The organism is Novosphingobium sp. 17-62-19, assembly GCF_002256775.1.
Classification (GTDB): Bacteria; Pseudomonadota; Alphaproteobacteria; order Sphingomonadales; family Sphingomonadaceae; genus Novosphingobium.
The window spans coordinates 22704-47784 of the sequence record NZ_NCII01000013.1 but is presented as its reverse complement, the minus strand read 5'-3'; the positions used below and the strand labels follow the sequence as shown (position 1 = coordinate 47784).

Below are 25081 nucleotides of genomic sequence, written 5' to 3'. Positions count from 1 at the left end.
TGTGAATTTGCGCACATGAACGCCAACAAATGCGCGGCAAGAGTGGTTCTGGGTGATCGGGCCTTTCGCCGGATGGATGGGGCAGCTGTTGAAACTGATCGAGATCAGACGCAGTAGCGGCATTCTGCTGATCGCGCGCAGAGGCACGCTGCCCTCCGTCATGCTCAAGGCGAGCGACGATCAGCGCCGTGATTCGACCATCCGCACATTGGCGCAAGACAAGCCTGCGATCATGCAATTGCGCGCACAATGGCAGAACGTGTTCCCGGCCCGCCCGCCGGAAACATTCACGCCGATAGATCTTGTCCGCTCGGTGCAGCGCGAACTCAGCGCAAAGTCGATCGAAGCTGTGCTGCTGCGGACGCCAAAAATGCCCCTCAGTCCGGCAGATCTGGCCAGTATCACAACCGGCGCGGTGAACGTCGGCACAAACCAGCGCCGCCTGCTGATTGCGCGCAAAGGCGGGCTGCCACCAGAAGTCCTGCCCTATTTCAGCCCGGCAGAGGCCGTCGGCGTGCTGGGCCAGTTGCGCGACAGTGATGAAACTGCGCGGCAACTGGACCGCCAGGCTGGCAGGCTCTATCCCGATGGCAAAGCCAAATTGCAGGGCGCAAACTTGCGCCGGTTCCTTGCGCAGCAGATCACGCAGGGCACGCTTGATGCAGCCGTCATCGGGCAGGCGGCAGCCGCAGCAAGGGTGGCGTCACGCCCCGATGCCGAAACGCCTGTGGGCAAGATGGGTTCGCTCGACCGGATCGGCGAGGCGCTGAAGCGCAGCACACCTTATGCGGTCAAGGCAGGAGGCACCGCCATCAAAGGTGCTGTCGAAGCGTTTCTGCAACCCGAAAGCATAGCGATCATGATCGCGATTGCCGCCGGTGTGGCGCTGGCCAACACCAATCCGCTTACCGGCGCTGCGGTCAACACCACGCTGGTCCTGTTGGGCTGGGCCAATGGCGGGCTGAAAGCGGTGCAGGGTATTGGCGCATTCGTGCTTGCCACGATTCAGGCACAAAATTCAAAGACCGATGCCGAACTGGAGGTTGCCGCAAAGGCCTATGGCGAAGCGCTCGGTGCGATGGGACCGGACTTGCTGATGGCTATCGTCGGGCGATTTGTGCCGAGGAAGGGTGGTGCGAGTTCTGGCAAAGTTAGCGTGGCAAAGACAGACCGAACGACAACTGGCAAAGCAAAACGCCCACCAGACGGGACGTCACGCGCGACCAAATCAAAAAAGCCAGTTGCAACTTTTGGTGCCCGCTCGACCAAAACCGAAAAAGGTGCCGAACGCCCAACCGCAAGCGTACTTCGAGAAATACGCAGAGCAAAACTGCGCGAAAACAAGACACTTAGCAAAAACGGCTATCCTGATGCTCCGGGCTGGGCTGTGAAAACGTTCAAATCCTATCCCGAACCAAAGACACTACCGGAAGGCACCAAGATTTACCGGGTGATCGACGCAGAAAGCAATCCTAATGGTGCATTCTGGACGACGCAGAACCCCGCCAAGATGTCGGAAGCGCAATGGCGGTCGGGCGCTGCTGTGAGAGGCGAATGGAACGGTGATGGCGCTTATGTCGAATATACCGTGCCCAAAGGCGGGCTGAAAGTGTGGAGTGGTGAAGCGGCTCCCCAGATGTCATCAGATGGCAAAAACGTGCTTTCCGGTGGGGGTAACCAGCTATGGATTGCGCAAGACAAGAACTCTGCCACAGCGGTCAGCGTCAACGATGCGATCTCTACGGGATGGGGTAACTGATGTCGGAAAACAGTATACCAAATTTGTTCGCCGCGATGGAAGACTTGGCGCTTCAGTTTCGTCGACTAGCAGCTGCGGGCGAACCAGCCGGCACTTATGCCGCGCAAGCAATCGAACGACGAGCAGCTGATCTAAAATCACGGTTGAAAGCTGGTGACCCGCTGGAAATCGTCTCCCGGCTTTTGGATGTAGTGCCAGACGGCAAAGACCTCGACGCTATTGGCATCAATCTCGACTTGCACCCCAAAATGGCTGCGCAACTGGACGAAATTGATAGAATAGCCGCCGATCTTTCATTTAACTATCTTGACGACTGAACGGCCGCGGCAGGCGACGCAGCTCGCCTGCCTTGACACCTAAGGGGTTGGCCCGTTTCACCCAAACCGATATCCGAACCCTTCTCCTTCTACGGTCACATCAATCACCTTCACCTCTTCCCCGTTCATCTGCTTGTTCAGCAGCTCGATGGAAAGATCAGGCAGCATGGTGTTGGTCAGGATCGCGTCGATCAGGCGGCCGCCGCTGGCCACTTCGTTGCAGCGTGAGACGATCATTTCGACCACCTCCTGGCTGTAGTTGAACGCGATGCCATGGCTGTCGGCGATGCGTTTGACGATACGATTCAACTGGATGCGCACGATGCCCTGCAACATCGTGGGGCTGAGGGGATAGTAGGGCAGCACGATCAGGCGGCCCAGCAGTGCGGGCGGGAAAACCTTCAGCAGTTCGGGGCGGAGGGCGGTGGCCAGCGCTTCCGGTTCAGGTTTCATTTCCTCGTCCTCGCTCATCGTGGTGATGAGGTCAGTGCCGACGTTGCTGGTGAGCAGGATCAGTGTGTTCTTGAAGTCGATGTAGCGCCCTTCGGCGTCGTTCATGAAGCCCTTGTCGAAGACTTGGAAGAACATCTCGTGGACGTCGGGGTGGGCTTTTTCCACTTCATCGAGCAGTACCACCGAATAGGGACGACGGCGAACCGCTTCGGTAAGAACACCGCCCTGTCCGTAACCAACATAGCCCGCAGGCGCGCCCTTGAGCGTCGAAACGGTGTGCGCTTCCTGAAACTCGCTCATGTTGATGACAATCAGCGAGTCATCGCCGCTGAACAGCAGTTCGGATAGCACCATCGCCGTCTCGGTCTTGCCCACACCCGATGGGCCGCAGAGCATGAACACGCCCACCGGCTTGTTCGGATTGTCGAGCTTTGCACGGCTGGTCTGGATACGCTTGGCGATGGAATCCATCGCGTGGTCCTGCCCGATCACCCGCTTTTTCAGCTGGTCAGAAATTGTCAGGACGCTTTCGATCTCGTTCTTGACCATGCGGCCCATCGGGATGCCGGTCCAGTCTCCGACAACTGCCGCAATCGCGTCCTGATCGACCACGCCGAACACCATCGGATTGTCGCCGTGCGCTTCGGCCATCACGCCAAGTGCAGCCTTCAGTGCTTCCTTGAGCGCGTCTTCACCTTCGACTGGTTCATCGCCCGCGGCTTTGCGCGCTTCGGTCAGCGCATCGCGCGCGGCCACCACACCGATTAGCGCTTCCTTCTCACGCTTCCACTTGGCGTTGACCTCTTCCAGCGCGGTCGTGGCTTCGGCAATCGCTTCGTCCAGCTTGGGCAGGCGTTCGCCGCTGGTGTACTGGCCGCCTGCTTCACGCAGCGCAATTTCGCGCTCCACTTCCAACAGTTCCAACCGCCGCTTGCGATCTTCAACCTGCGCCGGGGTCGAATGCTGCGACACGGCTACACGCGCGCACGCGGTATCAAGCAGGCTCACCGCCTTGTCCGGCAATTGCCGCGCCGGGACATAGCGCTGCGACAGCTTGACCGCCGCCTCCACCGCCTCGTCCAGCACGACGACATTGTGGTGCTTTTCCATCATCGGCGCGACCGAGCGGATCATTGCCACGGCCTTGTCCGTCTCAGGCTCGGCCACGTCCACGGTCTGGAACCGCCGGGTCAGCGCCGGGTCTTTCTCGAAGTACTGGCGGTACTCGGCATAAGTCGTCGCCGCGATGGTCCGCAGGTTTCCACGCGCCAATGCAGGCTTGAGCAAATTGGCGGCATCGCCAGTCCCAGCCTGACCGCCCGCCCCGATCAGGGTATGCGCCTCGTCGATGAACAGGACAATCGGGGTGGGGCTCGCCTCAACCTCGTCAATCACCTGACGCAGACGCTTTTCAAACTCGCCCTTCATGCTCGCACCCGCCTGCATCAGGCCGATGTCGAGGCTGCGCAGCGTTACGCCCTGCAGCGAGGGCGGCACATCCCCATCGACAATGCGCTTGGCAAAGCCTTCGACGACGGCGGTCTTGCCCACGCCCGCCTCGCCCACGAGGATCGGGTTGTTTTGACGGCGGCGCAGCAGGATGTCGACGCATTGGCGGATTTCGCTGTCGCGCCCGACGATGCGGTCAATCTTGCCATCGCGTGCCTGTTGGGTCAGGTCGACCGAGAATTTGGTGAGCGCCTCACCATCGGCGACCGGGCCGGGACCGGCCTCACCGCTGGCGCCGCCTGCTGCCACAGCACCTTCCGTTTGGGTCGATTCGCTGCTGGCTGCGCAAATTTGCTCGAACTGATCGGCAAGCCGTTCAGCATGGACCTTGCGGAATTCCGAACTGATCGCGAACAACACGTTCTTCAACTTATCGTCTGCCAACATTCCAAGCAGCAGGTGCCCGGTGCGCACCCGTCCTGCCCCGAACTGTAACGAGGCGCAGACCCAGCCTGCCCGTATCGCTTCGCCGATTTGCAGCGAAATATCCGAGATCGATTTAGCCCCACGCGGTAAGGCATCCAGTCGAGTCACCATGTCGCGCTGCAACGCTTCTTCCGAAAGGCCAAAGGCGGCACGGATCGCTGCGACGTCATTCTGCGAATTCTGAAGCAGGACGTGCATCCAGTGCACCAGCTGCACCTCCGGATTTCCGCGCATCTTGCAGAAGGCGAAGGCCGTTTCCGCAATGGCCTTGCGCGCCGTCGAATTCAGGCGCCCAAACATGGCTTCGTAGGTAATCCCGGTCATGTCGACGGTTTCCTTTTCATCAAGCTTGTCTTGCGAAGATGTGCATCGGCCCGGATCGGGCCGGTGGAATGCGTTTGAGCGGTCACTGCTTCGGAACCGGTGGCCGATCCGAGTTTGCGGCGGCGCCGCGCGATGGCGGCGATGGCCGAGCCACGCGGTTTCACCCAGCCGGACCAGCCGAGCCGCGTCTTGCCATCAAGCCGTGCAGGCGGCGCGTGTTCGTCTGCCAATTCGACGCAAAGGTCCCATTCAAGATGCGTCGGCTTGAACGCCTCAATCGCCTCGGCCGCGACCGCAAAACGTGTACCTCCGGGCATCAGTGACAGATAGTCCGCGTGGTTCTGCGCGCGCACGACCACGCGGAATGCGTCAGATGCGCTGTATATCCGCCCGCCCAGCACCGTGTCCTGCCCAAGTGTGGCGTAACTACGGCCAAGCCGGGTGCAATCCTCACGCTCAAGATCGCGCCAGCGCGGGACAAATTCTACGACCTGTGCAGGCTGGCGGAGCAGATGGCTAAGCGCATCCTCAATCGCCACTGCGCTGCGCGGCCCTGCAAAGACAGCGGCATAGTGCAGGCGCGCGCGGGCGTGAAACGAGCTGCCCCTTCCCGGCTCAGCATCCGCTCCTTCGCACGCGCCAGACAGAGCGCCAAGCCATTCGGCGAAGCGATCATCTGCCGGTCGGTCTGCCTGCGCGGCGGGCTGCGATTCCGCCCAGGCACGGTAGAACAGTTGCAGCATCCGCCCGGAAATGGTGTTCAACCAATCAAGGAACGGCTGCTGCTTGGCGTAGCGACGTTCATAGACCGCAAATTCGGTCAGGTGGATCGGCATAGGCCCCATCGGCCCGAGCAGCCCCAACCATTCGCCATAGAGGCGCGGGCGTCCATGGCGAAATTCAAGCTGGGCGAGCGTGCGCGGCGCAAAACCCAGCGACGGCTCCTGCGCGAGATCGACGATCGATTGTGCAGGCCGCCTCGCCGCACCAATGCGCGGCTTGTCAGCCGCCCGTGCCTCGGCCCGACGCAGCACGGCAAACAGCCCGCTGCGGTTCAGTTCGGCGATCTCCGCCGACCAGTCGATCAGATCGTGTGTTTGCGTCCGATCCGGGGCGGCCATGACATTATCGTTCCTTCGCCCGGGGTGCGGACGATTGTTTCGGTGAAGCTGTTGACGGAGGTGAAATCGGCAAGGAACCGTTCCACCACGGCGGAGAAAAGGAAGAGTCGTGAATTCTCGAAAGAAGCATCATCGAGCGTAAGCGTGATGCGACTGCCGCGCGCCACCGCCATGGCCCCACGCCCCGGCACGCGACGCACCACAGGGCGTGAATTGACCGAGGCAATCCCATCAATCTGCCGCCTGAGCGCTGCATTGTCGCGCGGGCCATAGAGCGCGAGATGATCGCGCAGCATCGAAGGGTCATTGCCGTCTTCGGGCACAAGCGTAGCATAATTGGGCGTAAGGTGTGCGATGATCCGCCAGGCGGCATCGTCCAGCCCCAGTGGCGGGCGCGGACGGCTTGGGCTGCGCAAAACGCTTACCGCGCGCACCGGACCACCAGGCGGGACGAAGTGTTCGCTGCCCCGGAAGGTCAACTTTGCAGGCAGTTCACGATTGGTCACCAGCGCGCGGACTGCCAGTTCCTTGATGTCCGCCAAACGTTCGGGATTGCCCGCCGAGGTCAGCGAAATCCACGTTTCCGTGCCGGTATAGTCATCACGGCGCAAACGGCGCTGTTCGCGGGTGGAAAGCCGGCGCAGCTTGAGCCGAGGGACGAAGAACAGCGCATCGCGCCAATCATACAGCAAGGCACCAAGCGCATAGAGCGGGGCGACCGGGCGCGGTTCGGTCGCCTCGCGCATGTGGGCTGCAATATCGAGAATGCGCCAGACTTCGAAATCGAGCGGGCGCGTACGATCTGGCATGAGCAGAAATTCATGCCCCGCCGGATCAACCTGCACGCGACCCAGCTGCTTTTCGAACAGGTTGATCGCGGGCGTAGCAAACAGACGGAAGTTCGATGGCGAAAGTGCCCCCGCCAATGCCGGGGAATTGCGGTTGAACAAAAGCACCACATCGACCGCACCGCCGTCTGCCGCAGCAAAGGCCTTGTTGAGACCTTTGAGCTTCGCAAACAGAAAGCGCTCAGGGCAGGCGAAGTATTCGGTAAGCAGACGATAGCCTCGAAACGACCGCTCTTCCGCGGGCAGCAGCGCCTGATCCTTTTCAAATCCCGCTTGTTCGGGCAGCGGCAACTTTACCGGTGTGGCCGAAGCGGACTTGGCGGGCTTGGCCAGCACAGCCACGCTTTCGCCAATGATCTGGCGGTAGAGTTCGCCAGGGATCGTTTCCGAACCATCAAGGTAGATCGGCAGGTCGGTGATGCTCAGCTTTTCGAGCGGGATCGCACCTACACCTTCAAAGCGCAGCCGCAAGCCTGCTTCGGCATGGGTTCCGGCGCCGGCGGCGAAGCTGGCGACCGCAGTACGCGAGCCGAGATATTCAACTTCACTGATACGCAGGGGATAGAGCGTAACCTCGTGACCGGTGCGGAAGGTTACAGGGCTTGCGCCCTGCTCATCCGTCATCGCCACAAGTTCTGTCTGGCGCGGCACTGCGTACCCTTCGGCCAGCAAGGGATCACCGTCCTTCGGCTCGAACCCGGCGATGCAGATTGAAGGCACTGGCGCTAGGTAGTGCGGCTGCACGGCGGCCAGAAGGTGCTGCGTAAATTCAGGATACTGGTCAGAAATCTTCAGCTGAACCCGCGCCGAAAGATATGCGACGCCTTCGAGCAGGCGTTCGACATAAGGATCAGGATCATTGGGCGTCTTCAGACCAAGACGGGAGGCGACAGTTTCGTGCTCTTCGCCGAATTCGCGCGCAGATTCGCGCAAATAGGTCAATTCTTCGTTGTAAAAGCGGAGCAGGCGGGGATCCATCGCGCTACTCCCGCACCGTTACCGCAGAGGAATCGGCCTCCACATCGGTGCGCAGCTTTATCGGAATGGCGCGCAGGGCCGAACGCACGTCCGCTTCTATCAGGAAAGTCAGCGAATTCTCACGCTCTACCTTGCCGGAGAGTTCGACATTGAGCGAGGCTGGATCTATGCGAGGCTCAAAGGCCTGCACCGCATCGCGAATTTCGCGTGCCCGGCGCAAGACAGCGCGGCTGCTCAGCGATTTTCCGGCAAGGTCGGACACGCCGTAGTTAAGCACGCTGGTGCGCACTTGTGGGTAGTTCTCAAGGTCCACACTCGATTCGAGGTTGGTTGTATTGAGCAACCAAGCAAGTTCACGTCTGACCGTGGCCCGAAGTGCGGATTCGTTGAAGCGTTCGATAGCAGGAACCGAGAGGAACCGCAGCGATTCCCGGCGTTCTTCCGCCTGCTCTATTTCCTCGCCACGCATCCCTCCGATGTCATTGCCCGCCACCAGCTTGTCAAAAAGGGTGGGATTGAGCGTAGGCTGGGCAGGACTGCGCGCCATCAATCGAAGGTTAGCTTGCGCAGGTCGAGCAATCCGGTGTCTTCCCCATCAGACAGGCTCCATAGCCGCTGCCCAAGACCTACTTCGAGCGCAGCGTCGCCGTTGCCCAATTCGGCCCATTCGGTCTGACGGCCCAACCGGATCGCGGCTGAAGTGGCAGCTTCACTACCGGGATAGCGCGCAGGCAGAAAAGCCGCGATGGACTGGCCGGATTTGAGCGCGAGTTGCACCGGATACCAGACCGTATCGCGCAAATCCTGTGGCCCCTCCGACTTGATCGACACGACTGCATCGAACGGGACGAGGCCATAGCGCCCCGCGACGATGGCTTCGAAAGACGGGCCAAAACGCGTGTCGGCATCGGCGATCCAGTCAAACGACTGGGCCTCCGCGCTAGCTGTTTCCAGAGTTCCAAGAGTATCGGGTGCCTGCTCAAAGGCTTCATCGCGCAAGCCCGCAGCTTCGGCAAGCTGCCCCTTTGCACCGAGCGAGATCGCTTGCGCCACGCCTTCAACCCAGCCGCCCATGCCGACAAGGACCGGCATATCGGCCTTGCCCGCAAAGACATCAGCGCGCAGCAATTCGGCATCAATGGCCTGATTGTACGTCGCAGCCAGCATCTGTGCGTTATCGGCTACTTGAGCAAGTGCCTGCAATTGCTTGCGGGCCTTGTCCCATTCGCCGGTAACGCACAGTAACTGGAAAAGGAACATGCGGGCCTTGTCATCACCCGGTCGCGTGCGGACGATGTCAACAAGGGCAGCACGCGCCCCGTCCAAATCGCCGTCACGCAGCAACGCGTCCGGATTTTCCATGATGACCGCCCCCAGTCCTTATAAAGTGCGCCCGGCGCAAGGCCGGGTGTCGCATCAGACTGCGATGTTCTTCTTGAGGTCCCAGCCGAACTTGGCCACGCCACCAAGGCCGCCCTTTTCGGTCTGTTCCTTGTAGTCGAACTTGATTTCAGCAAAGTTCAGCGAAACCGATTCCATCGGATTGCCACCATCTGCGCCGGTGTTCATGATGCTCGACACGAGAATGTTCTTCAAGGTGATCTTGTAGAACTCTTCCTGATTGCCACCGGCCTTGCGCACGGTCAGCACGCCATCACCGATGTGCTCGCCCTTGGCGCAGGCTTGCATCAGTGAAGGCGTGGAAAGGTCACAACGCTTTTGGATGGACATGTCGTTGAACGATACCTTGCCGGCACCGCCGCCACCGCCGGTTGCCCAGTCGCCACCGTTCTGCATCGCCCTTGATGTTCGTCAGCTTGAGAAAGATGTCTGCTGCCACGTTCCGTCTCCTATAAACTCGATCAACTGGTTGCGATCCCGAACGACGTTCAGCCCTGAAGACTGATTGGCACTCAAAAACTTCCGGGCGGAACCACCGTTGATCCGATCAATTCTCGGCCAGTTGGCAAGTGCCCCGCCTTGGGTTGGGCGTTGTTCTTCTTGTCGCCCCTTGTCAGATATACCTGAAGCTCAGTCCGTCATGTGATCAAATGCACTAACCGCCCGAATTCGGAAGTTTCGACACCATGCTCAGCGACACATCCATGCCTTCGAGCTGGTAGTGCGGAATGAACAGGAACTTCCCCTTGTAATATCCTGGATTTGATTCGTCAGGCACGACTTCGATGCGAGCGTCCTTGAGCGGCAAACGCGCCTTGGTCTCTTCGGTCGAACTGTCAGGCTGGCCATCAATGTAGTTCGAAATCCAGCGCTGCAGGTCCTGCTCGATCTGGCGGTCAGTACGCGTGCCACCGATCCAGTCACGCACCATGCACTTGAGATAGTGCGCAAAACGGCAGCTGGAGAAGATGTATGGAAGGCGGGCAGAAAGATTGGCCGAGGCGGTCGCTGCCGGGTCATCATAGACGGCCGGGTTGTTGAGCGTCTGCGCGCCGATGAAGGTCGCCTGATCGGTGCCCTTGCGATGGACCAGTGCCATCAGACCCGCCTTGGAAAGCTCAGCCTCGCGGCGGTCAGAAATGGCGATCTCAGTTGGGCAGGTCATGTCGACACCGCCATCGTCGGTCGGGAAAGTTGCCACTGGCAGACCTTCGATCGTCCCGCCGCTTTCAACGCCGCGAATCCGGCTGCACCAGCCCCATGTGCTGAACGCTTCGGTGATGCGTGTGCCCATCGCGTAAGCGGCGTTGACCCACGAATACTTGTCGTGATCGCCGCCAGTGTCCTCCTCGAAGGCGAACTCTTCGACCGGATCGGACTTGGCGCCGTAGACTGGACGTCCAAGGAAACGGGGCATGGCAAGGCAAAGGTAGCGGCTGTCCGGGCTATCGCGGAAGGTGCGCCAAGCGGCGTAGTCGGTCGCTTCAAACTGCTTGGCAAGATCGCGCGGGTTGGACAGCTCAGTCCAGCTTTGCATACCCATGAGGCCGGGAGCAGCACCGGCGATGAACGGCGCGTGCGCGGCTGCGCCAATCTTGGCGAGGCCCTTCATCACTTCGAGGTCAGGCCCTGAATGATCGAACGCATAATCACAAACGAAGGCGCCATAGGGCTGACCGCCCAGCTGGCCGAATTCGGCCTCGTACACCTTCTTGAACAGCGGGCTCTGATCCCACGCAGCATCGCGATACTGGCGGAACATCTTGCGGCATTCATCCTTGCCGACGTTGAGCACGCGGATCTTGAGATCCTTGCCGGTCGATGTGTTCATCACCTGATAGCTCAGGCCACGCCACGCGCTTTCGAGAGCCTGATATTCAGGATGATGGATGATCAGGTTAACCTGTTCGGTCAGCTTGCGATCAAGTGCGGCGCGCAAGGCGTCCATCGTGCTGAATACATCGTCGCCGATGATGGCCGTATCTGCCAGCGCCTGCTGCGCCAGAGTGGAAACTGCCTGCTCGATACGGTTCGCACGCGCATCGTCGCTCGGCTTGAATTCCTTGCGCAGCAGTGCCGCAAAATCGTCGGGAGCAAACTCGGTTTCCGTTGCTGCTGCGCCGCCCTGTACTTGTTCCGTCGCCATCTCAAGCCATCCTGTGTGCCTGCCACGGCATTGCCGTGGTCGGAAAATCCATCAACCGATCGCTGCCGCTTGCGGCCCGGCGATCAGGCCTCGCTCTCGTCCGCCGGACCTTTGCCCGCAGCCGACATCGCCTTCATCAACGTCGGATCCTTGAGCAACTGGTCGAGCAGATCCTGCGCGCCATCCTTGCCATCCATGTAGAGCATCAGGTCGTTCAACTGCTCGCGCGCTTCGAGCAGTTGGGCGAGCGCTGGCACCGCTTTTGCTACCGCACCGGGCGTGAAATCTTCCATCGTCTTGAAGGTCAAGTCGACGCCAAGCTTACCTTCGCCGGTGAGCGTATTGTCGACATTGAAAGCAGCACGCGGCGCAATCGCCGCCATGCGCTGGTCAAAGTTATCCATGTCGAACTCAAGGAAGTCGCGATCATTGAGCGACTTCTTTTCGACCAGGCTTTTGCCCGAAAGGTCTGACATTACGCCCATGACGAAAGGCAGTTCGACCTTCTGCTTCGAACCGAAAGTCTCGACCTCATATTCGATGTGAACACGAGGCGCCCTGTTTTCCTTGATAAAACGCTGACCACTCTTCGCCATGTAAGCCTCCATCGCCGGTACGGTTGCCCCCCGGCACGTTGTCTAACGTATATCTGCACCCTCTTGCGGCATCAGGTCGGTGCCACAAATCACCATTCCGAAGAAGCCTGCGATTCGCCCCACGATTCCGGTGCCGCCGACACTTCTACCGAGGCAGTCCCCGTCCGCCGCGACTGCAAAACCCGCGCCGCCTCTTCAACGCCACCAGGCGCAAGGTCCTCCAGTACTGTCATGAAATCAAGGCCCGTCCATTCGCGCGCCCGCTTTAACAGCAATGGTACCGGACTGCCCGGCTCCATCGCATTGAAGTAGGCGCAAATGGCATCAAGCGCGCGCAGCACGTCATCGCGATTGCGGATGCTGCCCGAAAAGGCTGCTCCGGCAGGGACGGATGCAAATGCCGCTGTGCCCACGCCGGGATCACCAGCTTCCACTGAATTTTCGCCTGCGTTTTCAACCGCTGCTTCCGCTTGTCCGGGCAGAACAGCCGACAAGGCATTGCGATATTGATCGAGCTTTTCGTAAGTTGGTTTAAAATTGGTCGCCGTGTCGCCCTCGGCGTTCATCGTCAAAACGCCATCGATGCGCCGAACAGCTGTGCGCAGGGCATCAAACCGACCGACAAGGGCGGTGATCCCATCCAGATCGGTCGCCTCAATGGTCGCGCGGAAAGGACCGTAGCCTTCGGCCGATGCGCCCTGCTCGGCAAATCTTTCGATGTCCTCGCACGAGAACCGGCCGAAACGCGCATGTTCAATCAGCGGGACTCGTCCGAGTGGCCCCAGAAAATCGCTGATCCGTGTCAGCGACTCGCAAGGCGCTTTCCGGCCGATGAAGCCATATTCATCAAGCTGGGGATGCAAATCCACCCAGCGCTCTTCCAGCATTGCTGCCAGCCACTCCGCCGCTTCGACCAGAAGATCGAAGCGGCGCGCAAAAGTGGCGGCGCGCATGAGATAGACCGGAAGCCAGATATCGCGGGTTAGCGCACCCTGCGAAATAATCTGATCAATGACTTTACGCCAATCGACGTCAGATTCGCCACCATCTTCGCTAACAGGCCTTTCGAACGCACCTTCTATCTCCATGCGGAGACTGTCGTACGAAAGGTCCGGGCCTGAAGGCGCCTCATCCGATAGAGGTGCGATCAGGGCCGCGATATCAAGTGTCATTCGGCCTCGCCCCCCGGCAATCCGCTGGAATCAGTCGATCTTTACGATCTCAACTCGGCGGTTTGCAGCAGCCTTGGCGCTGAGACCTGGAACGGGCTTTTCAAAACCGTAGCCTTCAGGCTGAAGACGCGAGCGTTCCACGCCGCTTTCGACCAGAAACTGGACCAGCGCCTCTGCACGACGCTTCGACAGTTCGAGGTTGTATTCACGACCGCCAACCGAATCGGTGTGGCCACCAACAACGAAGCGCTTGCCTGCTGCCGAAGGTGCTTTCAGCGCATTCGCCAGAATCTGGGCTTGTCCACGGCTGGCTGGAGCAATCGCAGCGGAACCCGACGCAAAGTTGATCGACAACGTTGATCGGCCCGGCTGCGCCTGAACTGACGAAGTGGTGATTCGCGACTTGGGCGCTGAAACAGCGGCAACACGCGCCTTCGGTGCGGAATAACCCGGAGCCGGCGGAACCGCCTTTTTCTTCGCGCCCTGCGGAATGTCGAAGCGAAGCGCACGATCAGGACCACGATCACGCGTTGCCAGTTCTTGCGCGTTTCCTTCGCAATCACCGGTCAATTCGCAAACAATCTGCTGTTCAGACTTCACCGCAACAGGGCCTGCCTGGGCAGTAGCGATAGTCGGGATCGTGATAAGGATTCCCGAAGCAATCATCTTGAATACCATAGCGCACCTCTTTCCTGCGAGCCAAATGCCCACCCCGGAATTGTCCGGGCATTGTTTTCGCGACGCCTGTGGTTAATATTTTCCAGTATTCTTACAGGTCATCAACTGGCGTCGCAAACGATTCCTGCCATCTGCCAAGGCTTGTCATCCAATTCCGATCCATCAGTGCCGCTTCGGGACAATTGGCCGGTCAAAGATTGCATTCAGCCACAAGCGCAATGTTACTACCGCATCGTGCGGAATATGAGCTTCATAACAAGAAGCCATTCTGGTAGCGGTGACGGCAATCACAGACGAAACGACAAACAACAAGCACACGGGTTGCATCGGTTCGGCATGATTGCCGGGACCTCCTGCAAGGGGAACTGATTTGGCTGACAGCCCGATGCGGCAGACCGCCCTTGCCCTCCGGCTTGGTAACGGCGCCGAACAACTCAAGCTTGTGCGACTCGATGCTTTCGAGGCGCTGAGCCAGAACTTTGCGATAACGCTCGAGGTCTTGTCGCTGGACGAGATCGAGCTGCTGCCCAATCTTGGCAAACCTGCCGCGATCGAAAGCAAGCTTGACGGACAATTGCTTCGCCACTTCCATGGCATCGTGGTGGACGCTGAATACGTTGAAGAAATCAACGGTGCAGGGTTCGTTTATCGCCTTGTTCTGGCGCCTGCGGCGCAGTTGCACGATCAGGGTAGTAACTACCGCATTTTTCAGAACAAGCCGGTCATCGAGATTATCAAGTCGGTTCTTACCGATTGCGGCTTGGCTTTCGAGGTCAAAGCTTCGAGTGGGACGCGGCAATTGGCCTACTGCGTTCAGTACGGCGAGAGTGACTTCGATTTCGTCTCGCGGCTGATGGAAGAAGAGGGCCTCTACTACTACTATCAGCACAGCGCCTCGGCACACACGATGGTGATTTGCGACAAGCCCGGCTGCCATGTGCCCATGCCGACAGGTGCGATGACATACAATCCGCTGTCGGATTCAGCCGCGATGGCCGATTCGACGAGTCGCGGTGGTTCTGCGGGCCTTTTCGTCCAGACATGGCACGAACGCGCATCAACCGGTGGCGAAGCCCGCGTCACCATGCGCGACTACGATTTCAAGGAGCCATCGCGCCCCCGCTCGGCCGAGGCGACCGACAAGGGTGCGCATCCGCTTGACGAGATCGAGGTCTACAACTGGCCGGGCCGTTATTATCAGGAGGCGGCCGGGCAAACTCTCAGCACCGTCGTGCTCGAAAGCCGCCGCGCCCAGCGCCTGCGCTACGAAGGGACAAGCACGTATGCCGGCATCGAGACCGGCTATCACCTGCAGTTGAAGGGGCATACGATTGACCGCTTCAACCGCAAATACCTGATCGTTCGCTGCCGTACCACTTTGGCCACCGAACAATACCGTTCTGGCGGCAGTTCGGGTCAGACCTTCGTGGAATTCACCACGATACCCCACGATGTGAACTTCCGCGCGCCGATGACCACGCCGCGCCCCTCTGCACGCGGGCCGGAAACGGCAGTGGTCACGGGGCCAAAGGGTGAGGAAATCCACGTCGACGAATTCGGCCGGATCAAGGTCCAGTTCCATTGGGACCGCGAAGGCAAGCTGGATGACAAGTCAAGCTGCTGGATCCGCGTTTCGCAAACCGGCGGCCTTGGCAACATCATCATTCCGCGCATCGGGCACGAAGTGTTGGTCGATTTCATCAACGGCAATCCCGATCGCCCGATCGTGGTGGGCCGCGTGTTCAATGCCAGCCACATGCCCGTTTATGCGCTGCCGGAACACAAGACCAAGGCCTTGTGGCGCACAAAAACCTACAAGCGCACCACCGGCGATTCGCTATCCGAAGCAGAGGGACTGGACACCGGAGCGCCGGGCGCCAACGAATTGCGGTTTGAGGATGCAACCGGGAAGGAAGAAGTCTTCCTCCATGCAGAGCGCGACATGAATTCACGTGTGCGCCACAACGAAACGCACAAGGTTGGCCGCGATGTGGAAATCAGTGTCGGCAAGAACCGCAAGGAGCGGGTCGGCAAGAACGAGGAAATCCTGATCGAGGGTGACCGCAAGGAAGAGGTCAAGGGCACCGAAACGGTTACCGTCCACAAGGATCGCAAGGTTGAGATCAAGTCCAACGATACGCTGGACGTGACCAAGAAGATCAAGATTTCCGCAGGCGATTCAATCGAGATTTCCGCCAACAGCAAGATCACGCTGTCTTGCGGTGGCAGCACGATCACCCTCGACCCGACCTCCATCAAGATTTCTACGACCAAGTTGCAAATGGAAGGCATGGCAACCGCCAAGCTCACCTCAGCCATGACCAATGTCGAAGCCTCCGCTGTGCTGACCGCGCAAGGCGGCCTGGTCAAGATCAACTGAGGCGGATGATGAGCGACTGGAAACTATCGACATGGACCGACGCAGCGCAACTTGCTGCCAGCGTGAACCCGCGCGAAGTCCCCGATGAAGCGCGGGGCTTGGCGCCTGTCGAATGGTTCATCCATTTGCGCAATGCAGGCAAGTCGACCTACGCGGTGAATTTTCTGGCCCATGCCATGCCCCGCTATGAATGCGTAGTCTGGGCCGCGCGGACACTGATCGAGTTGGGCGCTGACCGAACCGACCCTACACTAGTTGCTGCTCTGCGCTGGATTGACAATCCGTCTGACAGATTGCGCCGCGATGCCGCCGAACTGGGCGACACGCTCGATGACGACACCCCGCAAGCGTTGTTGTGCAAGGCGATCTTCCTGTCCGGCGGATCGATTTCCGAAGAGGACTTGCCGGCAATTCAGCCCCCGCCCGATGTATGCGCCAAGCTGGCCGCAGCGGCGGTGCTGACCGCTGCATTTACCAGCAAAGCGCCTTCCGATGCGATTGCCACCAGCCTGCATTTGGGGGAAAGTGTGCTGGCAGGCGCGTGACGATGGCGGGCAAAAGCCGCGCCCTTGGCAATTCATCACCAATTCTTTGGCAGTACGGTGCATGATGACATTTCAACACCGAGAAGCTAATTCAGCCGCGTGCCTTTAACTCTATCCATCCGCAACGCCGATCGGCTTGAGAACGGTTCACCGCTTTCGCTGGTGCTTGACCGTCGCGGTGCTCTGATCGGTCGCGCCGCAACCTCGGACTGGTGCCTGCCTGATCCGTCTTTGCACATCTCGTCGCGCCATTGCGAAGTGCGCTTCTCCGGCGATGGCTATGAACTGATCGATCACAGCACCAACGGCACCTTCGTCGATGGTCAGCAGGCGCGGCTGGCGGGGCCTCATCCTATTTCTCCGGGCGATGTCTTCCGTATCGGCCCATTCGAAGTCGTTGCCGCGCTTGATGATGCGGCAGCGGCGCAAGCGGCAGAACGCAACAGCAATCCCGCCCCGGCCAACTGGAAAGGGTGGACTGGCAGCAGCGATGCCTCAGCACCGGCAGCGCAGCAATCCAGCTGGGACGCCCGCCCCGCAGGATCTGCGATTTCCGGCACCGGTCCGATGTCGCAAAGCTGGGCAGCGCCCCCCACGGCTGCAACCGGGGCGGCAGAGACCGCATCGTCGGGCGGCTGGGGAGCGCCTCCGCCGCCGGTAGCCGAACCGCCATCCGCAGGGTGGGGCGCGGCAGCTACCCCCGCAGCGCCTCCCCCCGCTTCAGGTTGGGGCGCCCCAACGCCCCCTGCCGATGCAGCTCCGGCACCGGGCTGGGGCGTTCCCGCACCTGCGCTGCTCAAACCGGCATCGGAATGGTCGAGCGCGGCCACGCCGCCGCCCCCGCCTGCCGCTGACGACATCTGGGGCAAGTTCGCGCAATCCAACGTGGTTGATTGGGCACGGGGAGGGTTTGGCGGAGCCTCGCCGCCACCGCCGCCGGCGTTCACACCAACGCCGCCGCCTGCGCCAACCACACCAACACCTCAACAACCCGTTGCGGCCCCACCCCCTGCGCCCGTCCCGGCCCCCGTCGCCGCTGCGCAAAGTGGAGGGCTTGCCACGCTCGCCCAATCGACAGGCGTCAATCCTGAGCGGATGCTGGCTGGTGAAGCGCAAACGCTGGGCATGGCGGGCAACCTGCTGCGGCGCCTTGTGGCCGGCATGGTCGTCATGCTGGAGGCACGCGCTCGGGCCAAAAGCCAGTTGGGCGCGCAAGGCACCAGCCTCGAGTTCGACGGCAACAACCCGCTCAAGTTCGCCCGCACGCCCGAACAGGCCCTCGAACAACTTTTGAACGCACCCCAACGCGGCTTCATGGACAGCGAACGGGCAGTCGAAGACGCTTTCAAGGACCTTCAGGCGCACCAGATGGCCACATTGAAGGCGATGCAGGGCGCTCTACGCGCCACGCTGGACCGGTTCAGCCCGCGCTCGATCCGAGCGCGGGCTGAACAGGGCGGCTTCCTCACGCGCATCCTCCCCGGCGCAAAGGATGCAGCGTTATGGGCGGCCTATGAACGCGAATTCAGCGGCGTGGCCCAAGGCTCGGACGAGGCGTTCATGGAAATGTTCGCCAAGGAATTCCGCCGCGCCTACGAAGAAATTGCCAGCAAGCGCTGAGGCCCAGCAAAGGCAGAAGCAAGGTCAGTCCGGCCTTTCGTTGACCGTCTTGTACCAGACCGTATCGGCCTGCCACCCCTTCGCCCGCGCTTCGGCAAGGAAGCGTTGTGCCCAGTTGCCGCCACGGGTACTTGTCGAGCCGTTGAGCAAGCTCTGATCAAACGGTCCTTTACCATAGAGAAGGAACACACCGGTCCAACCTGGATGCGTCGTAGTAACGGGAAGACGGTACACTCCGGGCGAAACTTTCGCAGGCTCGATAGTGGCGCGATCAAGGCGCGGCTCAAATGTCATCTCGCCACTGTCTTCAAGGCCAACGACAGCAATATCGCCATCCACGCCGTTGAGGTCGATATTCAGGACGACAGGTGCGCCAAGCTTGCCAGCATCCGCATCATCCGCTGGAAGCGGGGCAAGTTCCCATTTCACCTGCGGAACCGAGATATGCGAGGCCCCTTGGCCCCTGATCTGGCGGAAAGCCTCTATCGGGCCGCAATCGTTAGGGCTGATTTGCGAAACATCGCTGAAATCGATCGAAGCTGCGCGAAGTCCTTTGGCTGACAGCAGTTTGCCAATCTCGTTCTGCGCATCGACCGGACGCCCCGCCACCCCCTTTACCGCAAGAGCCACATCAGTTCCCTGAACTTGCAGATCGCTGACATCAAGCCATGAGCAAGACACCGAAGCCAGCCCGCCATTGAGTACGGCCTGCGCAGTCTTCAGCGGATCGCCAGCAGGAAGCGCCGGGGCCGCTGATGTTGCAGCGTCTGCCGGCGCGGTATCGTCGCCCGAAGACAACGCATAGCCCAAGCCACCCAGCAGCACGACCGCAGCGGCCACGCCAGCGCCAATCAGCATCTTGCGCTGCTTGTCCTCGTCACTTCCGGCAACGACGGGTGACTTTGGCTTAGGCGCAGCCTTGGGTGCTTTCGCCGCCTTCGGTGGTGGGGCGGGAGGTGCGCTTGTGATCGTGGTCCGGTCACCCAATGCGGCGATCACGTCTTCCATCGTGCGCAAGCGGTCAGCCGGATTGGGCTTGAGCATACCTTCCAGAACAGGGCGCACTTCTGCCGGGACTGGCGATAGATCTGGGCCTGCACGGCGCTTGTCCACTGCATCGACCAGCGATCCGCCCATGTTGACGTCACGCTTGTTGATCAGTGCAAGGATGGTCAGGCCAAGGCTGTAGACATCGGTCCACGACCCCACCTGTCGCCCGAAATCGCCCAATTGTTCTGGCGCGACATAGTTGAGCTTTCCGGCAAAGCCATCGCCGACGATCGTCTGGCTACCTCCATCGAGATCCTTGGCAATTCCAAAGTCGATTACCTTGGCACGGTCCAGCCGTCCGCTTTCCAGCATGATGTTGTCGGGCGAAATATCGCGGTGGATTGCCCCCAGCGAATGCGCGACCGCCAGACCTTCGGCCAGTGTGCGGATCAGCGAGATCAACTGCGCCGGGGTTGCCTCAATCGTCGAAAGTACGTCCGACAGATTGCGCCCGTCGATATATTCGGTGACGATGTAGAACACGCCAAGCTGTGGCTCCATCGCCAGTGTGCGGTATTGCACCAGCGCAGAATGGCTAAGCCGAGTCAGTGTGCGTGCTTCCTTGCGGAACATTGCCAAGACGTTGGGATCACGAGCCAGATGCGGCAGGATCACCTTGATCGCAACACGCTCGTCCTCGTTGTTGATGTTCACGCCTTCGAACACTTGCCCCATGCCGCCACGCGCAATGAAGCGGCGGACCTGGTAAAGGTGGTTCAGCACGTCCCCTTCGCGCACCTCGCGCGGCTCCCCGGCCGTTGCGGCAGGGAAAGACGTCATCCCCGGAAACTCGGTTTCAGCCAATGGCGCAGGCGTCGGCGCAGCAGGTTCCGGCGTCACGGGTTCTGGCGGTGCATTTTCTGGCACTGGCGGAACAGGCTCAACCGGTTGAGGCGCGACGTTCGCCGGTTCCGGTGGTGGGCTACCCCAACCACTTCCGTCCGGGGCGGCGGCCGGAGGGGAACTCGGCTCAATCGGCTGAGGGTTGAAGACGGTGCGCGGTTCGTCGTCGCTGCCTTGACCGTTCTTGTCGCTCACGATGACGCTCCGTTCACTACCAGCAGAGTGGGTTCGTTCACGCTGACCAGCGCGACGGTGACATTGTCCGGCGCTCCTCCGGCAAGGCTCGCCGCGATCAGTGCGTCGCCCGCTGCAATGCCATGCTCGCCCAGCATTCTGGCGATCTCAGCTTCCTCCACAACCCCATAGAGGCCGTCACTGCACAGCAGGAACAGGTCACGCGTCTGCGCATAGTCACGGATCGCATCGATCTCCAGCGCATCCTGCACGCCCACTGCGCGCGACAGGACATGCTTCATCGGGTGATCTTCGACATCGGCCTGATCAAGCAATCCGCGATCGACCATTTCCTGCACTTGCGTGTGATCCCGCGTCAATTGGATCAACTGGCCTTCGCGCAGCAAATAGGCGCGGCTGTCTCCCGCCCACAGCACCGCAAATTCTTCGCCACGCAAAACCAGTGCCACCACCGTCGATCCCATCTGGACCCCGGCCTCCTGCGCATGGCCAAAGATCGCGGTGTTTGCCGAATGGATCGCGTTGGCCACAACATCGCACGCAGCATCGAGTGTTTCGGGCACCCGAACTGCACCTACAGCGGCCACAAGCGCCTCTGACGCAAGCTTGCCGTTGGTGTGGCCGCCCATACCGTCAGCCACCATCCACACGCCATTGCCCAGATCGGCGAAATGGCCATCCTCATTCTGCTTGCGCACATTCCCGACATGCGTGAGCGCAATGTCTTCGATGCGGAACGTACTGGTCATGCGGCCATCTCCAACATCCGCTCGATCACTCCTGCCGGGGTTCTACCCGCATATTCAATCACTGGCCCATCCTCGCCCACCAGCGCCCACGATGGCCCTTCGGGGTGCCACGGCAGACTGTCTGGCACAAGCACTGCTTCGGCCAACCGGTCCGCATCCCATCCTTCGGCAAAAGCCTGACCGACAAGGTCGAGGCAGCCCGCAGAAGCCATAACAGCCCCGGAACAATCGGCGGCAGCAGACGCAAACATCAGCGGAAACCGCCGTCCGACGCGGTCAGTCGAAGCGCAGAGTATGCCGCCGCTCCACTCGTCCGCGCCACGTCTATCGACGAAATGCCAGACAGGCGCTGCTTCGTATCGCTGATCAAACTCTCCACCCCACACGGCCTGCCCGCGCCCCATTTCAGCCGTCAACCAGCGATCAAGCTCGTCCCGCACGCCCGGATCGATCCCGCGTGAGACGAAATCGCCATGCGCGGGCATTTTCCCGAAAAGCCAGTGGGTTAAAGCACCGTCGGGCATCGAAAACTCCACAACCCGCCACGCCCGAACGGATTGCGATCATTGGGCAGGCTGATCTTGAAAACGGCGGTTTGGGCGCCCGATCCAAACGTTGCCAGCACCGCCAACGGCCCGGCGTTTTCCTTGCGCGCCACATCCATCAGGCGAAACAACGCCCACGGGCCCTCCGTTTCAACCCCGCCAACCTTCGCTCCGGCCGACATCATCGCGACCGACGCTATCGGCAGGTTTCCTTGCGGCGACCATGCCAACGGCTTTTGCGCACCCAGCGAAGCGCGCTCAAAGTTGTAGCGGGTGTTGCCAACTACCAGTTCCACCGCATCAACGCCTGCGCCAAAGGCCTTGGCCTCAATCTTCACGTTCAGGCCGCCTGCCAGAATATCCCGCAATTGCCGCGCCTTGACGAACTCTTCAGGCGTCGATGGGTTCAGCGTCGCGGTTTGCGGATTCTGGGCATTCCAGCGCCACACAGGCCCGCTCATGTCGAGCAGAGGTACCACGCGGGCCTGAATGAAGCTGTCCATCGTACCGCCGAGGCCAAAGATCCGCTGGACATCAGCCAGCGAAGCGTCGGCCACGGCGGTTCCGACAAAAGGGTAGCGGTCCTGCGTCGCTAACTGGCAATCGGGCAGGACTGACTGCGCATAGGCATCGCTGAGCGCGCCTTGCGCAGCAGCCGTGGTGGCCGAAGACCCGCCGCTGGTGGCTGCGGCCACGAAGTTCTGCAACTGTGGCGGCGCGCCACCAGCGTTGGTGGCCACTGCGCCCAGCGCCATCGCCATCTGGCTTTGCACCGCGTCGGCCCCCATGCCGCCGCCTGCCAGTTTTGCCGAATTGATCGCCTCGCCCGCTTTCTTGATCGCAGCGACAAAATCATCAATCGGGGCGGGTGTTTTACCATCGCCGACATAGTCGTGAACCGGCTGGAAGTGAGAGCTGATCGCGGTTGCCGCATCGACTTGCGCCCCTCCTGCCGATCCAGCCGCTGCCTGTGCCAGCCTGCCAAAGCGCGACGATTGGACTTTGTCTTTGGCCATATCGCCCAGCGCCTTGGCACCACCGGCAAAGGTCGTATTCTTGCGCAGTTCGATCAGCAGCACCTTGAGCGGCGAAGGCGATTTGGCGAATGCACCAAGTGCTGCCGGATCACCGAACAAATTGCCCGGCGTCGGCAAAGTCGCCACCCGCTCCCACGAATCGATGTATTCGCGCGCATAAAGCGCCGCAACGCCGGGACGGATCTGTTCGACCTGCGCCTGCACGCCTGCGGTTTCCGCACCCTCGCCCAAAACCCACAGGTCTTTCTGAAGATCGCCCGCCACGGTTACCAGCCCTGGCAGATAGGACTTCTCGTAACCCTCTCGCGTGTAGAAGTAGGGCACTTCGAGCAGCATGACCTCTGCCCCATTGGCAAAGGCCTGTGCATCACCAGCCGAAATAGCCGCACTGGCACGCCACGGTTGCTCAGATCCTGCCAACGCCTTTTGACGCAGCACTGCGTAGGCCCGGTCAGCAAGGCTCAACGTCTGCAACGCGGCGCGTGCCGAGGCAATGGCCGTACCGTCGAGCGGGGCCTTGCGCCCGGCCCATTCGGACGACATTCCCTGATCTTCCAGCAGCGCAGCCAGATGCTCACCCAGTTCCTTGCGCACCGGCGCGCGATCGGCACCGGGGAACTGTTCGTTCAGCCAGTCACCCTCGACCCACGATTTGATAGTGCCGGGATCAAGTGGACCCTGCCCTCCCAACATCAGATAGACCTTGAGCGGCTGATAGACCGCCATCGGATCGGCTGAATTTGCCGCCATGTACTGTTCGATCCGCAGCAAAATGCGCGGCAGCAGGATACGGCGAAGGCCCGAGCGGTACGACTCAACCGCCGCATCCGCATGGCTCGACTGATAGAGACCGAAGCGCTTGAACAGACCCGGTTCGCCCGCTGCCTGTTCGGCATAGCCCTGCGGCAGCATACGCAATGCGCGCAGGCTGCTGAGCGCCTGCTCCAGATCAGGGTCGGTGTCGCGCACTTCCACCAGATCAACGCCGGTCTGCTGCACCAGCGTAGCCGCCTGCGCAGAAGACTGCCCCAGCGCCGACTGGAACGACCGGTTCTGCCAGAAACTGACGCCCCACAGTGCCACGACCACCGCCGCTGCTGCCGCAACGCCAATCACGCCTGCCGTCGTGCGCGCTTGCTGGCGGCGGCGCGCAGCGGGATCGGCCTCGACCAGCCCTGCCTCGCCAAACACAACTTCGGTCAACACGCGGTTGAGGAAGTAGGTTCGCCCCGATCCGCCTGCGGATGAACTGACGCTCTGATAGCTTTCGGCCACGCCCGCAAGAATGCGGTCCAGCGGCGCGCCCTGCTGGACACCGCTGGTGAAATAAAACCCACGCAGCGTGCCCGAAGGCTGATCGCCCGACAGGAACGCGCCATCGACAAAGCGCGCCATGCGATTGCGCAGCGCCCCCAATTGAGAAGGGAAACCGAGGATCAGGCTACGCCGGGTCTGATCGACTTCCTCATACAAGCGTTTGGCCTGCCGTGCCTGCTGCGCCGCCACCACCGCATCGAACGCGCCCACCACGTCGTCGCTGGTCGGCTTTTTCAGTTCGACCGGCAGCGTCGCGCCGAGCACGGCGCGACGACCTTCTACATCGAGATCGTCGTAGAATTCGCTGAAGCCCGCGATCAAATCAGCCTTGGTCAGCAGCAGGTAGACCGGGACCGAAACTTCGAGCGTGGCGCGCACTTCGGTCAAGCGGCGGCGCACCAGCGCGGCGTGGCGATCCAGCCCGGCGCGATCCGCCTGCAACAGTTCGTCCACGCCAATCGCCACGATCACGCCGTTGACCGGCGACAGCGGGCGATGCCGCTTCATCAGGCCGAGAAAGCTTGTCCAGCCTTTTGCATCGGCAGTGCTATCGGAATCCTGCGTGGTATAGCGGCCCGCCGTATCGACCATCACGGCTTCATCCGCGAACCAGAAATCAAGGTTGCGGGTGCCGCCAACACCCTTGAACGACTGGTCGGACAGTGGGAAGCGCAGCCCTGAGTTGAGCAGCGCGGTGGTCTTGCCCGCGCCCGGCGGGCCGATGATCACGTACCACGGGCGGTTGTACAGGTAGTCACGGCGCTTGCCGGAACCGGACTTCAGCGAAGCCAGCGCCTCTGCCATGCGGGCCGAAACGGCCTGTCCTTCGGCATCGCCCGGAGCAGGCCCTGCCAGCTCCGCAGCAATCGCAGCGGCTGCCTTCTGGCCTTTGCGCACGCGCAGCCAACCCAGCAAGCCCCAAGGCACCACGATCACCGCAAACAGCAGCAATCGCACCCACCATGGCGACAACATGCGCACGAAGATCGGCAGGCCGACACACAGGACCAACACGAGGAACAGGACGACAAGGCCGCTCAGGACCCACCAGTTGCCGAAAAACTTCTTCACG

At 60.9% G+C, this 25081-nt stretch carries 18 protein-coding genes and 1 pseudogene; 5 read left to right on the top strand and 14 right to left on the bottom strand.

All coding sequences use genetic code 11. The annotated features are described in order from the left end of the window. Positions 1-52: 52 nt before the first annotated feature. Both B7X90_RS03635 and B7X90_RS03630 read left to right on the top strand, forming a co-directional pair. Positions 53-1759: a hypothetical protein gene (locus tag B7X90_RS03635; RefSeq protein ID WP_292621751.1), complete on the top strand. Its 1707-nt coding sequence runs from the start codon at positions 53-55 to the stop codon at positions 1757-1759. Then, a complete protein-coding gene (locus B7X90_RS03630) occupies positions 1759-2076 on the top strand; it encodes a hypothetical protein (protein ID WP_292621750.1) in 318 nt (105 codons plus the stop codon). Before B7X90_RS03635 ends, B7X90_RS03630 begins: the two co-directional genes overlap by 1 nt. Before the next feature lie 57 nt (positions 2077-2133). Here B7X90_RS03630 and tssH read toward each other — a convergent pair whose 3' ends face one another. The 10 genes from tssH to B7X90_RS03580 all read right to left on the bottom strand — a co-directional run bounded on the left by tssH (position 2134) and on the right by B7X90_RS03580 (position 13728). Next, positions 2134-4788, bottom strand: a complete 2655-nt coding sequence (gene tssH, locus B7X90_RS03625) for a type VI secretion system ATPase TssH (RefSeq protein ID WP_292621749.1) — start codon at positions 4786-4788, stop codon at positions 2134-2136. Further along, positions 4785-5909, bottom strand: a complete 1125-nt coding sequence (gene tssG, locus B7X90_RS03620) for a type VI secretion system baseplate subunit TssG (protein WP_292621747.1) — start codon at positions 5907-5909, stop codon at positions 4785-4787. Before tssG ends, tssH begins: the two co-directional genes overlap by 4 nt. Further along, positions 5873-7735: a type VI secretion system baseplate subunit TssF gene (gene tssF, locus B7X90_RS03615; protein ID WP_292621746.1), complete on the bottom strand. Its 1863-nt coding sequence runs from the start codon at positions 7733-7735 to the stop codon at positions 5873-5875. The genes tssG and tssF overlap by 37 nt, the downstream gene beginning before the upstream one ends. Before the next feature lie 4 nt (positions 7736-7739). After that, positions 7740-8282 (bottom strand): type VI secretion system baseplate subunit TssE, encoded by a 543-nt coding sequence (gene tssE, locus B7X90_RS03610; RefSeq protein WP_292621745.1) that lies wholly within the window; start codon positions 8280-8282, stop codon positions 7740-7742. Then, positions 8282-9097, bottom strand: coding sequence for a type VI secretion system accessory protein TagJ (locus B7X90_RS03605; RefSeq protein WP_292621743.1), 816 nt, complete (start codon positions 9095-9097; stop codon positions 8282-8284). Before B7X90_RS03605 ends, tssE begins: the two co-directional genes overlap by 1 nt. Positions 9098-9151: 54 nt before the next feature. Continuing rightward, complete coding sequence (locus B7X90_RS03600) at positions 9152-9532, bottom strand: type VI secretion system tube protein Hcp (RefSeq protein ID WP_292621742.1); 381 nt, start codon at positions 9530-9532, stop codon at positions 9152-9154. 259 nt (positions 9533-9791) lie between these two features. Then, on the bottom strand, positions 9792-11282 hold the full coding sequence (gene tssC, locus B7X90_RS03595; protein ID WP_292621740.1) for a type VI secretion system contractile sheath large subunit: 1491 nt from the start codon (positions 11280-11282) through the stop codon (positions 9792-9794). An 83-nt stretch (positions 11283-11365) separates the two neighbouring features. Beyond that, positions 11366-11878 carry a type VI secretion system contractile sheath small subunit gene (tssB, locus tag B7X90_RS03590; RefSeq protein WP_292621739.1) on the bottom strand — a complete coding sequence of 171 codons (513 nt, stop codon included), beginning with the start codon at positions 11876-11878 and terminating at the stop codon, positions 11366-11368. Between the two features lie 89 nt (positions 11879-11967). Further along, positions 11968-13050: a type VI secretion system ImpA family N-terminal domain-containing protein gene (locus B7X90_RS03585; RefSeq protein ID WP_292621737.1), complete on the bottom strand. Its 1083-nt coding sequence runs from the start codon at positions 13048-13050 to the stop codon at positions 11968-11970. A 30-nt stretch (positions 13051-13080) separates the two neighbouring features. After that, positions 13081-13728, bottom strand: coding sequence for an OmpA family protein (locus B7X90_RS03580; RefSeq protein ID WP_292621735.1), 648 nt, complete (start codon positions 13726-13728; stop codon positions 13081-13083). Positions 13729-14098: 370 nt separating this feature from the next. On the opposite strand from B7X90_RS03580, the gene tssI reads away from it, so the two are divergent. The 3 genes from tssI (at position 14099) to tagH (ending at position 18273) form a co-directional block, all read left to right on the top strand. Then, a complete protein-coding gene (gene tssI, locus B7X90_RS03575; protein ID WP_292621734.1) occupies positions 14099-16108 on the top strand; it encodes a type VI secretion system tip protein TssI/VgrG in 2010 nt (669 codons plus the stop codon). An 8-nt stretch (positions 16109-16116) separates the two neighbouring features. After that, complete coding sequence (locus tag B7X90_RS03570; RefSeq protein ID WP_292621733.1) at positions 16117-16653, top strand: hypothetical protein; 537 nt, start codon at positions 16117-16119, stop codon at positions 16651-16653. Between the two features lie 99 nt (positions 16654-16752). Continuing rightward, a complete protein-coding gene (gene tagH, locus B7X90_RS03565; protein WP_292621731.1) occupies positions 16753-18273 on the top strand; it encodes a type VI secretion system-associated FHA domain protein TagH in 1521 nt (506 codons plus the stop codon). A gap of 24 nt (positions 18274-18297) precedes the next feature. Here tagH and B7X90_RS03560 read toward each other — a convergent pair whose 3' ends face one another. The 4 genes and pseudogenes from B7X90_RS03560 to tssM all read right to left on the bottom strand — a co-directional run bounded on the left by B7X90_RS03560 (position 18298) and on the right by tssM (position 25080). After that, positions 18298-20361 carry a serine/threonine-protein kinase gene (locus B7X90_RS03560; RefSeq protein ID WP_292621730.1) on the bottom strand — a complete coding sequence of 688 codons (2064 nt, stop codon included), beginning with the start codon at positions 20359-20361 and terminating at the stop codon, positions 18298-18300. Beyond that, a pseudogene (locus B7X90_RS03555) lies at positions 20358-21068 on the bottom strand (protein phosphatase 2C domain-containing protein); the annotation flags it as partial. The gene B7X90_RS03560 and the pseudogene B7X90_RS03555, both read right to left, overlap by 4 nt. A gap of 38 nt (positions 21069-21106) precedes the next feature. Then, positions 21107-21634, bottom strand: a complete 528-nt coding sequence (gene tagF / locus B7X90_RS03550) for a type VI secretion system-associated protein TagF (RefSeq protein ID WP_292621726.1) — start codon at positions 21632-21634, stop codon at positions 21107-21109. Continuing rightward, positions 21616-25080: a type VI secretion system membrane subunit TssM gene (gene tssM / locus B7X90_RS03545; RefSeq protein WP_292621725.1), complete on the bottom strand. Its 3465-nt coding sequence runs from the start codon at positions 25078-25080 to the stop codon at positions 21616-21618. The genes tagF and tssM overlap by 19 nt, the downstream gene beginning before the upstream one ends. Position 25081 lies beyond the last annotated feature (1 nt).